General features: G+C 34.5%; 13 protein-coding genes and 1 pseudogene. 6 read left to right on the top strand and 8 right to left on the bottom strand.

The features are described 5' to 3' along the window. Positions 1–426 precede the first annotated feature (426 nt). Positions 427–759 carry a hypothetical protein gene (locus HLH16_RS01845; RefSeq protein WP_171528018.1) on the top strand — a complete coding sequence of 111 codons (333 nt, stop codon included), beginning with the start codon at positions 427–429 and terminating at the stop codon, positions 757–759. A 24-nt stretch (positions 760–783) separates the two neighbouring features. On the opposite strand, the gene HLH16_RS01850 is transcribed toward HLH16_RS01845, so the two are convergent. Genes HLH16_RS01850 through HLH16_RS01860 form a run of 3 tightly spaced genes read right to left on the bottom strand, consistent with a single transcriptional unit; the run spans position 784 to position 2,419 of the window. After that, positions 784–1,065 (bottom strand): addiction module antidote protein, encoded by a 282-nt coding sequence (locus tag HLH16_RS01850; protein WP_000985611.1) that lies wholly within the window; start codon positions 1,063–1,065, stop codon positions 784–786. Then, positions 1,066–1,368 carry a type II toxin-antitoxin system RelE/ParE family toxin gene (locus tag HLH16_RS01855; protein WP_017397196.1) on the bottom strand — a complete coding sequence of 101 codons (303 nt, stop codon included), beginning with the start codon at positions 1,366–1,368 and terminating at the stop codon, positions 1,066–1,068. 37 nt (positions 1,369–1,405) lie between these two features. Beyond that, a complete protein-coding gene (locus HLH16_RS01860) occupies positions 1,406–2,419 on the bottom strand; it encodes a hypothetical protein (protein ID WP_171528019.1) in 1,014 nt (337 codons plus the stop codon). 354 nt (positions 2,420–2,773) lie between these two features. On the opposite strand from HLH16_RS01860, the gene HLH16_RS01865 reads away from it, so the two are divergent. Next, positions 2,774–3,028: a hypothetical protein gene (locus HLH16_RS01865; RefSeq protein WP_171528020.1), complete on the top strand. Its 255-nt coding sequence runs from the start codon at positions 2,774–2,776 to the stop codon at positions 3,026–3,028. 2 nt (positions 3,029–3,030) lie between these two features. Here the strand turns inward: HLH16_RS01865 and HLH16_RS01870 are convergent, their stop codons facing one another. Then, on the bottom strand, positions 3,031–3,609 hold the full coding sequence (locus HLH16_RS01870) for a plasmid replication DNA-binding protein (protein WP_171528021.1): 579 nt from the start codon (positions 3,607–3,609) through the stop codon (positions 3,031–3,033). A gap of 2,562 nt (positions 3,610–6,171) precedes the next feature. Between HLH16_RS01870 and HLH16_RS01875 the strand changes: the two genes are divergently transcribed. The 4 genes from HLH16_RS01875 (at position 6,172) to HLH16_RS01890 (ending at position 9,353) form a co-directional block, all read left to right on the top strand. Further along, positions 6,172–7,209 carry a hypothetical protein gene (locus HLH16_RS01875; protein WP_171528022.1) on the top strand — a complete coding sequence of 346 codons (1,038 nt, stop codon included), beginning with the start codon at positions 6,172–6,174 and terminating at the stop codon, positions 7,207–7,209. Then, positions 7,209–7,898: a hypothetical protein gene (locus HLH16_RS01880; RefSeq protein WP_171528023.1), complete on the top strand. Its 690-nt coding sequence runs from the start codon at positions 7,209–7,211 to the stop codon at positions 7,896–7,898. Before HLH16_RS01875 ends, HLH16_RS01880 begins: the two co-directional genes overlap by 1 nt. A gap of 260 nt (positions 7,899–8,158) precedes the next feature. Next, entirely contained in the window at positions 8,159–8,557 is a 399-nt protein-coding gene (locus HLH16_RS01885; protein ID WP_250850211.1) for a lysozyme inhibitor LprI family protein, read from the top strand. Between the two features lie 283 nt (positions 8,558–8,840). Then, positions 8,841–9,353: a YfbU family protein gene (locus HLH16_RS01890; RefSeq protein WP_171528025.1), complete on the top strand. Its 513-nt coding sequence runs from the start codon at positions 8,841–8,843 to the stop codon at positions 9,351–9,353. Between the two features lie 52 nt (positions 9,354–9,405). Here HLH16_RS01890 and HLH16_RS01895 read toward each other — a convergent pair. The 4 genes and pseudogenes from HLH16_RS01895 to HLH16_RS01910 form a co-directional block, all read right to left on the bottom strand. Beyond that, positions 9,406–9,486, bottom strand: a pseudogene (locus HLH16_RS01895) (addiction module antidote protein); the annotation flags it as partial. A 12-nt stretch (positions 9,487–9,498) separates the two neighbouring features. Next, a complete protein-coding gene (locus tag HLH16_RS01900; protein ID WP_171528026.1) occupies positions 9,499–9,819 on the bottom strand; it encodes a hypothetical protein in 321 nt (106 codons plus the stop codon). A 142-nt stretch (positions 9,820–9,961) separates the two neighbouring features. Then, the gene (locus HLH16_RS01905; RefSeq protein ID WP_171528027.1) at positions 9,962–10,354 is read right to left on the bottom strand and encodes a lysozyme inhibitor LprI family protein; all 393 of its coding nucleotides are present in this window, start codon (positions 10,352–10,354) and stop codon (positions 9,962–9,964) included. A 17-nt stretch (positions 10,355–10,371) separates the two neighbouring features. Beyond that, positions 10,372–10,740 carry a hypothetical protein gene (locus HLH16_RS01910; RefSeq protein ID WP_171528028.1) on the bottom strand — a complete coding sequence of 123 codons (369 nt, stop codon included), beginning with the start codon at positions 10,738–10,740 and terminating at the stop codon, positions 10,372–10,374. Positions 10,741–10,795 lie beyond the last annotated feature (55 nt).

Genomic DNA, 10,795 nt, shown 5'->3' on the forward strand with positions numbered 1-10,795 from the left:
AGAGCAATTAATTGCAGAAGCCTCACCACATACAATAAGCAATGTAGTAATTAATGCTATTTTTTTCATATATTTAATCTGATTTTGGGGAAGTTATGATTTTAGATCAGTAAAAATCTAAATCAATGTAGAGGGAAAGAATAATATGAAATTTCTTATAACATTAATTTTATCTATTATCTGTGGAGCTGCCTATTCCAGTCGAATAAGGCCTTTCCATTGTCAAGCCAAGTACTAAAATCATCATAAAGAAGATTTCTTTTATAGAATCTTCTTTATTTGCAAAAGCGAGTGATGATGTCGTTAATAATATTGTTGAAATTAGAAGGTATTTCATAAAAATAAACTCTAAAAGCTATTTTAAGTTAGAATCTTATAAAACAATGACTTAATTAAAAGCAAATTTTTTATTTTGATGGAGCAGATATGCCTTTAATAAATTGCCCTGAATGTAGCCATTCAGTGAGTGATAAAGCTTTAGATTGTCCTTCTTGTGGGGCTGGATTAAGAAAACCTAAAAGAGGTTTCTTTGGTAAGATTTTTAAATGGCTTTTTATTCTCTTTAACCTTTTTATGCTTGTTATGACATTCAAATCTTGTGGAAGCGCTTCAGAAATTATTGCTTCGAGTCAAAATGAATATGAACAAGCAGGAGCTACATTAGGTTCTACATTAGGTTTAGGTATGGTGATAATTTTCTGGGCATTAGTAGATGTGATACTTGGATTATTTGTACTATTCACACGACCAAAGCGATAAAAAAAGGGAGAGATTCTCCCTTTTTTAAATAGCTAAGCGTAAATTAAGGGCTTTAACAACTTTTATAACAGTGTCAAAGCTAGGATTAACATCCCCAGATAGAGCTTTGTAAAGGCTTTCTCTTCCTAAGCCAGTTTCCTTAGAGAGTTGAGTCATACCCTTAGCTTTAGCAATGTTTCCTAATGCTTTGGCGATAAAGGCTGCATCACCGTTAGATTCATCAATACATGCTTGTAAGTAAGCTTGCATATCCTCTTCTGTTTTGAGGTGCTCTGCACTATCCCACTTACGAAGTTTAATAGCCATTTATAGTTCCTCCTCTAGGTCTTTTGCTAACTTCAAGGCGAGTTTTATGTCTTTACTTTGAGTGGTTTTATCACCACCTGCTAATAAAATGATGACTCTTTGCCCTTGTTGGCAGTAATAAACTCTATAACCAGGACCAAAGAAGAAGCGTAGTTCAGATACACCTTCACCAACTGGCTCAGTATCTCCAAAATTGCCATCTTCAACCCGATCAATACGAACTTGTATACGTCTTTTTGCTTGTTGATCTTTGAGTTTATCAAACCAATCATCAAAGACTTCAGTGGTATATATTGAGTACATATAACAATTGTATCCTTAAGGATACATCTATATCAAGTTATTTAATTTTTTTGTAGTTATTCCAGTTAGGCTCTTTAGTGACAACCTTTTTAAAGTCATATTTTGTTAATTCAAGATTGTTGGAATTGTTCTTTAAGCTCAGAACCAAACTCTTATTTGGATTAGTTAAAAATGAGTACAAAATAGGTAAAAACTTTTCGTGACTTACGCTTACTTTTTCTAAATTAAGATCAGATATTGTACCTGCAATGTAATCAGGTATTCTTACTAACTCATCAAAATCAATACTAGTTTTTCTTAAAAAATCAAGATGATATCTATTTTTGGGGTTTAATCTATAGACATCAGTTTGTATCATGTCAAAAACAAAAGGTTGAAGAATAGATTTTTTGAGATAATTTAAAATGTTATCTCTATCTGAGCACCATAAAATTTTACTTTCGACTTGAGTTGAATCAATAATCATCTTACTTATACTTGAAATTAAAGAGGATATTATTTGAGCCTGTTTAAACAATTCTATCTTTGGTTGGTTGTTCAGTTCGGTTATAACTTTTTTGATATTCTCTATATTCATCCTCGTATTTGGTTGAGCAACACCATAATTAATATGATTGCTGTAATGTGTTTTTATTCCTTCGAAATGTTGTATAAAAAACTGTTTTTCATTGATTTTTTCATTCTTATAATAATCTAGATTTTTGTCTATTTTTAAAGATATATGAAATGCAGGAAGGCTTTCCATAAACTTTATAAATGATATATGTTTATCATTTATATACGATTTTTTTATATCCAGCTTTGTTTTTAATTTACTGAGGCTACAATAAGTTTGTAGCCATTTATAGTCGGAAAAAGGGATTATTGTCGCTGTAATAACAGAGTCTTTGAAGGAGTTGGAAGGTGCAAAGCAATAATCACTGAATATCATCCAATAGCAATGATTACTATGTTCCCCTAAAAAATTTGGAAAACTCTCAGTTTCTATATATGAATTAATCAAATACTGAGGAATATTCGAAATATATTTTTCATTTTCTAAAATTGTCATTTATTCGTGTGGTTAATATAGCTATTTAAACACTTTAACTTTACTGACTATTAGTGAATTTTTCTACAATTAACATAATGCACGTTATACGAAATGCTCTTTTTATATTTATATAATTCAGTTGCTTATCGTAATACATCAAGCCCAATCCTCACCGATTGGGCTTTTTTAATGATTATTCACGTTCCACGCTTACTATTTGATCAATGTTCCACGGGTTTGTTCATCTCAGTTAAACAATCCACATGAACGGTGGTGCAGGATATTATTGCCAATTTTTACCCTATTTCTTCTTGTTTTGTGGTCCTCTGATACTAAATAATTTAATCCAGTGTTTTGCTAATAGAGGTAAATATGTCAAATCAATATCTAATTGATGAAAGTGACAAAGAACGTGAGATTGCTAATGTCGCAGCGCGTGTACTTCAAGAATGCTTTATCGAAGCAAAACAAAATGGCCCCGTTCTTTATGTTGAAAATGATGTCTTAGTGAGCAAAGCACCGAATGGTGAACCAACCGTGGTTAAACACTTATATGGTCGTAATCCAGCTCACCGAGTGGTTAATCGAGGAACTTTTAAAATTAAAAAGCGTCAGGTAGAAGATTGACGTTATTCATCATCGTTGAATACGGCATTTAATACACGCCCAAATAAACCCCGTTTTTTAGGTTGTGGTGCTGCCATATTTTGCAACGTGGCACGCTGTGGCGTTTGGCTGTTACGTGCTGTGGCATCTTGTTGTGGAATTGCCACACTTGCTGCCACATCCTTATTTAAATTTTCTTTATTTTCAATATTTTGATCTGTTGTTGCATGCTGTGGCGTTTGGTTGTCGCATGCTGTGGCGTCATGGTGTGGCACTGCTGTGGCAGGTGCCACACTTTTTAACTCAATAAGGGTTTGCATACGGTCAATTTGTTGCATCAAACGTTCTTCACGTTCTTGGTATTTTCTGACTTCATTTTCTAAATGAGCGATGAGTTTTTGTGTTGCGGCATCACTACTTTGTCTCTGTGGTTCAGTCGGTTTAGATACTTGGTCTGGTTCACCAAAGCATCGAATCACTTCGGCAATATCAAATTGGCCATCACTGGAACGTGATAAGCGTCCATTGCGTACAGCTCTGTAGATGGTCGATCTATCGACATTAAACTGTTTGGATACTTCGCTCAGTGATAGTTTAGCCATTTAGCTTATGAGACCTATTTATTTTGTTTGAAGACATGAGTATAGACATCAGCATATATTTTATTAGTTTATTTTTTGGTTAAAAAACAAGCAAACGAATTCTTTATTAAAATTAAAAAAGAAAATTTTTCGAAAAAAAGAAGGAATTTTTCTTCTGTCTGAAAACAGATAAGAATCATAAAGATGCAGAGCCAGAAGGGAACTAGAAGGGAACTAGAAGGGAACTAGAAGGGAACTAGAAGGGAACTAGAAGGGAACTTAAATTGTTGATACGGAAAAGAAAAACCCCAAAATGTCTTGCAACATTTTGGGGTTTCCCTTTATATTCAGCGGTACGCAGTTATTTGATGCACGAACATCAAGTAACGAAGATCATAAGGTTTGGCGACCGTTATGATTTCACGCTAAGGCTTGTACCTGAACTCTATTTTCACAGCAAAATGCGTTTAGATCAAGTCTCAAAATGATAAGTCTTCGTTAATACAGTGTTTTTAATCATCAAATAAGTTCCCAGATCGAGCTTTGCCCGCTTCTGCGTGTCCGTTTTACGGTCGGCATGCAGTACGTGTGGTAGGAATAAGTGTCACTGGCGTACTGTAGCTATAGTCGAAAGGCTAAACCGCTTACAGGGGAACTTCACATAGGCGGAGCGTTGGGAGTAGTTGCATCGGACTGTTAAGTTGTACGTTGGGGAAACCCTCGCAGAGATACAGCCGTGTAGCGACAGGGAGCGCGTGGAGAGAGGTGCAAAACCTTGAGTCCTTGTCTGCATAGTTTGCAAAGCTATGTGCGGATACGACCGATGCGTGGCTCCGTCAGCCCAATCAGGTTATTCGGCAATACTTAAGGGATGTTGATTTTTCTCAAAATCACGCCCTTAGGGTGAGTATTGCCGAAACTCACTCAACGTTCACCATCAGCCCGAGCATAGCGAGGGGTGTGGTGATCTTGAGTGAGTGAGAGCACTTAGTAGAATGCTTTTATTTATCTTTGATCTAATTGATAGTGCCATTTAAACGCAAGAAATAGGGTGTTATAGCTTAATTAACTCTTTTTCTAATAAAAAGATACATTCTCAAAATAAGATAGCTTAGATCGCAAACCATAAAGAAATAGAGATATTTATAATTATACAAAGACAAACCCAGCCTCTTAAAGAGGACTGGGTTGTTAAAACTACTAATTTGTACGTATTTATACTGCATCAACAGTTTGAAAATATCCTTGTCGGCCAAGACAACTCATTCTCACGATTGTAGAATCGTTTTAAGACAGTTTTTCAAGTAAATCATGCTAGCCAAAGCATGTTGATACCACTCGATTATTACTTGAAAATTCTGTGTTCATTCACCTTAAACATCACCAACTTATCGGTATAGACTTTCCCAATTATCAGCCCTTACGTTTTTATTCGCTCGGAGTGACTGCAACCTCGATGTAGCAAAGGTTTTGTACTTGTCTGATTCTCTAACACTTCTAAAGATCGTCACCGACCACCACCTCGTTGTTTGCCTAGAATCGCTTTCCTGTGAACCTATCAATCAGAAATTAAATATCTACAACTCAAACGGTGTGAAGTGCGCCCACGTTAGTTTACTTGTCTTTGATTTCAATAAAAATCATTGAAATCGAGTAGTACGCTTATCTCTAACTTAACTAAAATCAATTCCATACTTCGCTAGACCGCAGTTCCAAGTCTTTTCTAGCTTATATTTCCTAGTTAAATTAATAAGGTAAAGCACTTACTCTACGCATATCGACTGCCACCAACTATTTTGTAGTTGTATGTTGACAGAGCCGACCTTACAGGCTTGAGCTATCCATTGACCGCCAAAGCAAATTGCAACGTATTTCTACGAGTTCAACAATTCACCGTGACGTGCCGAGAAATCCAGTTTAACACCTCATTCCCCTATGACCTCACGATCATCTCAAAAGCCCACCTGTGCGCCTTGACTATGCCCTTACGAAGCATCTGCCAAGCGGTTATTAACGCCCTTAACTCAATCCTTGAGATGGCTCACCGTAACAAATAAAACAGGGTTAATTCACTAAGTTACCAGTCATATGTTTTAAACGCTGATAACCCGTCAATGCCCGTTTCCGTGTCGCCCTACTTGCATCCTGTAAAAACAGGAACATAACTTTGTAACAGGTAGAAAACGGGATTCACACCCGTCAGCCCCTATCGTAGCCGCACCAACTACCTTTCGGACGTATGCAGCTTCACCGATAAAACTTTTCACAACTTGGCAAGTTGCGAAAAGGGGTGATGTTGTTTGTTCATGGTTGGCAATCCACGAACAAACAATTTAAGGAAAATCGAATGTATGGATTGGCAGTCCAACGAAAAAACAATATCTACAAATCTGATCTTATGCGTATCAAATACCATGTCAAGTCGAATTTTTGGAACTGCTAATTATGCGATAGCATAATTCGGTTATAACTACCTAAAAGTAGTTCTTTAAATATAACTATTAAAAAAATTCTCAGAATCCCTTTAAGAATCTACAAATGAGGGTATATTAATCATTAAATTTTTGGACTAAATAAGAAAAAATGATTTATTACACCACTGGCATAAAAGAATTCACGCATACGACCCTTGCATGTTTCAGCAAAGGTTACGATTTGGGAATTTTGATTAAACCGAGCAGTTTTAGTAATGCAGAATCAATGTTGGAAAAATGGAATGACCGCTATGGTTTGCTGAATACACCACAACAGCAGTATCGAAAATTTTTGTCCGGACAAAGCACATTTTGTTGCATTACCTATAACGGTGGCTGCTTTCAGAAAGAAAATCTTAGTGAAGCTGATTTTTACAGTTATTTACGTGATAAATCGAAAGGTGAAAATAAATTATATGCACTTAGACCCCCGACTTTGCTTTTGCTTTGTCGTGTAAATGACTTACTTCTACGCTTGCCTGGTGGTGAGATTATCCAAAATAAATATGATCATCTTGATTATTTAAATGATCAAATTTCTAAACAGGTCAAAGGTGCTGAAACCTTCGGAAAGATATCCTTAACAGTGGGTGAATATACTTTTTTACAGCTCACAAAACGAGCCAAAAGCATCAAAGAATTGCAGGAAATGGGCTTGAGTGAAAATACCAAACATGCCACCAACTTTACATGGCGTTTGAAGCAAGAAGCGTTTGAGGCTGTGCGTCAACGTGGCGTTAATTTGGTGAATAGCTTTCAAAAAAATAAATCCAATACGGATGTAAAAGAACATTTTGAAAAGTACCTTTCAAGCCTTGAGGGCTATATTGGCTACCGTGGTGTACGTGTGCAGATCGGTAAGTTATATGGCATGTTCACGGCCTATTTTCAGTCAAAAATGAACCGTAGTTTTTTAGGTGCAGGTGGACGAAAGTTAAATCTAAGCTATGTCCGTGCTTCCACTGCAAAAATTAAAAATAATACCGAAATTCATACATATTTTAGGGCTATTAAAGACGAAGCCAATCAAAGCTCAAGAGAGCTACTTTTGGCATGGAAAAGCAGTGAGGAGGGTAAGAGGTTTTTAGCGTCCAAAAGCAGTGATGGCTATGTTTATAACGATAGTTTTTACAAGGATATTGAGTGATGGCTAAAACCCCTTATTTCAATAAACGTAGATGGCTTGAGAGCCGACAGGATGAAATTACCGAGCTGTACCGCACGGGTAAAAGTTGGCGTGAAATTGTTGAGCATTTAAAAATTTCTCATGCCATGCCCTTTGCCCTGATTGAAGCCGATTTTTTTAAATATTGTGATTTTTTAGTTGATGAGGTTGCGACAAGTCACTTTGAGGAAAATATTGAGCTACAGCGACAGCTCACCGACTTTAAAAAGCAATTTTCTACAATAGAAAAAGCTAAAGCATCTCTAGAACAAGAGAATGAAGCCCTCAAAGAAAAAAACATAAAACTGACTGCTAGAGTAAAGCAGTTGATTCAAGAGTCTAAAGAGCAGGATGAATTTAATGAGGAAAGTCAAAAAATCAATGCCGATCAAGCGAACAAACTTATTCAGCAGATCAATTTAAATAAACAACTGGAGCAATCCAATACTGCGCTATCACTTAAAAATGAACAGCAGAGCGAAAAATTAGAAAAAATTTCAAAATATATGGACGCTATTCAGGCTGAAATGGATAAGTTTTCAATGTCAGAGGTAGAGTATAAGGAGAAAATTAAAATAGCTCATGATACGATTTTTAGGCTTAAAGCAATGCTAACAGTGCTACTTGTAATATTGTTAGGTTTCGCCTTTAAATCGGGTTTATTTGCGTAGAAAAGACGATTTCACAGAAGATGCGACATTATGTAAACTTGGAGTACACCCCAAAGTAACGTTATGGCAGCTAGAATCCTGAACATGAAATCAATGGCTTAGAAGCCGTGGAACATCGATTTAGGTGCGTTTAAAGCAAGTCTTAGACTTATACGTGACACTAAAAAGCCAGTTATGCACTGGCTTTTTTCAATTCAATCAATTCGTATAAGGTATATTATATTAACTTTAGAGAAATTTAAGAATTGGGGGGAATGAAATTGAAAAAGACATTACTATTAGGCTTAGTATTATTAATTTCGAATCAACTTACGTGGGCTGATGAAGTTGAATTTAGTAAGCAATATAATAACTGTATGGATAATTCAGGTGGTGTTACAGTCGAAATGCTTGATTGTATAGGGGCGGAAACTAAACGTCAGGATATTAGATTAAATAACGCTTATAAGAATGTGATAGGGTTAATTCCACCTCAGCGCCAAAAGCAACTTCAAGAAACTCAACGTTCTTGGATTAAGTATCGAGATTTAAACTGTGATTTTTATGCTGATCCAAATTCAGGAACTTCAGCAACTCTGAACAGCAGTTCATGTTTCTTAGATACTACTGCATCTAGAGTAAAAGAATTGGAATGGTTTAAAGAGTACTACGCCAATTAATTCATATTTTATTTAACAAAAAGCTCGATAATATTATAGGGCTTTTTTATTTAGCTTCTCATTGATTTCATGTAACTTATTAGAAATTCCTTTAATCTCACCACGAATATTAATGTGTAAAAAACTTTGAATATTCTTGAAACTATTTTTTTCATTTATAAGTTTTTACCTCAAAAAACAGCTCTTATTTTATAAACATCTTTCTATTCAATTAAATAGAGTCTTGAATTTTAAAAATAGATACCAATATCAAAGTATTAAATAACCTATACGAATACAAATTATGTCAAATTTAGAAAAATTAACTGATACAGAACGATTAATTTTGGCTAACCAATATGAAATATTAAGTAAGTTCGAAGATAGTGATTATGGAGTTCAATACTATAAGAAATTATCAAACAATTTAAGAAATGGCTATAAATGGTTGTACAAAGATCATTTCCAGTGTCTAAGTGATGTTCTTGATGACAATGATGCCGAATTAGTTGTAAAGACATTAAGCCTTTATAGAACTTTAAAAAATAATTATGATGATTTGGATGATAAAAGTGTTATTGATGCAGTCAATATTACTTTCAAAGGATTTGATGGCAATAATGAAAGGCGTTTAATGAGCTTTACGCAAGCATTAAAAGAAGATGATAGATTTACAGATATTATTGATAACGGCCTGATGAATTCTCACAGCCCTAAGAAAAATCAATATCAGAAGATGCTGAATAAATGGAAAGAATTAGGTGAAAAAGAAAAACTTACACCGGAAGAAATGATTTCTATTGTAGAAATTTACTAAAATATTTCAAAAAAGTGGGATTCATAATCCCACTTGTCTTAGATTATATTTGTTAAATGGCTAAACGTAAATTGAGAGCTTTAACTACTTTTATCACAGTGTCAAAACTAGGGCTAACATCGCTAGAAAGAGCTTTATAAAGACTTCACCATTCACCACGTTTACATAATTTATAAGCACGTTCTGCAAATGTTTTAATTTGAGTTTTCACTCCTTCTTTCAACTCAGGGATATGTCCAAAATACTGTCTTGTATATGCCTGATCTATTAAATTTAATCTGCGAGATAGTTCTCTACCCTTAAATTGTTTTTTAGTAGAATTTCTATATTCCATTTGATCCATGCCACTTTGACGTACTGTCATAACTTCCTTAGCAATTTCATAGAAATCCTCACAATCATCTATCTTTTCAGCAAATACTTGTGTTGAAGAAAGTAAAATTAGCAATAAAAATATTTTTTTCATTATTAAGTTTTCCCCTGGTTTATAAGATAGGAATCTTCGATTCCCTATAATGAGTCTCGGTCGGTAAACAGGAGATTCGTATGATAATGCATTCGCTGAAACCTGCAAATATGGGCATTCACATAGAGATAGTAATAGATATTTAATTTGCTGTTTCTACACTATTTAGATATAACGTGCGCTGTTTGTTTAAATAGTTAAGACATGTTTGTTCTATGAGATATTGATCTGCTTGACGACCATATATTTCAGCTTCTAAAGAACATTGTTCATTTCTAAGTTTCACCCATTCTATTTGTGATTTTTCTAATGCTTTTTGCAAATTACTATCATAAGAAATCATTTTATAGACCTGATTGTATGCTTTATTTAAAGCTGTTTTAGTATCTCCCTGTTTTTTAATCAAACAGTCAATAATATTTGAAGAATTTTGCTCACAATAAGCACTATCCTTACTATTTATTTTACTTCCAGCTAGACACAGAGATGGTAAAAGTAAAAAAATACTAATTGGTAATAAAAGTTGAATTTTCATAATGTATTTAGACATCCTTAAGGTGCATATTTAAGACTAATAGAACCAGAAACTTTAAAGTGATTTTCAAGAACCCAACCTTCTGTATCCTTACCATTCTTGTCTATATACATGACATAGAGCCATGTTTTATTTTCGTTATTAAACTCTTGATAAGCTACAACTGAATCTTTTGGAATAAGAAAAAGTTGCTTTATCTTACATTCTGATGATGGTGCAGAATAAAAGTAAGTTCGGAATCCCTTTTGACCTTTAACGACAAAACTATATTTAGTTCCATACGGAATACTATTGTCATCTGCAATCTTTGAAAGCTGAGAGCAATTAATTGCAGAAGCCTCACCACATACAATAAGCAATGTAGTAATTAATGCTATTTTTTTCATATATTTAATCTGATTTTGGGGAAGTTATGATTTTAGATCAGTAAAAATCTAAATC

Source organism: Acinetobacter sp. ANC 5378, assembly GCF_013004315.1.
Classification (GTDB): Bacteria; Pseudomonadota; Gammaproteobacteria; order Pseudomonadales; family Moraxellaceae; genus Acinetobacter.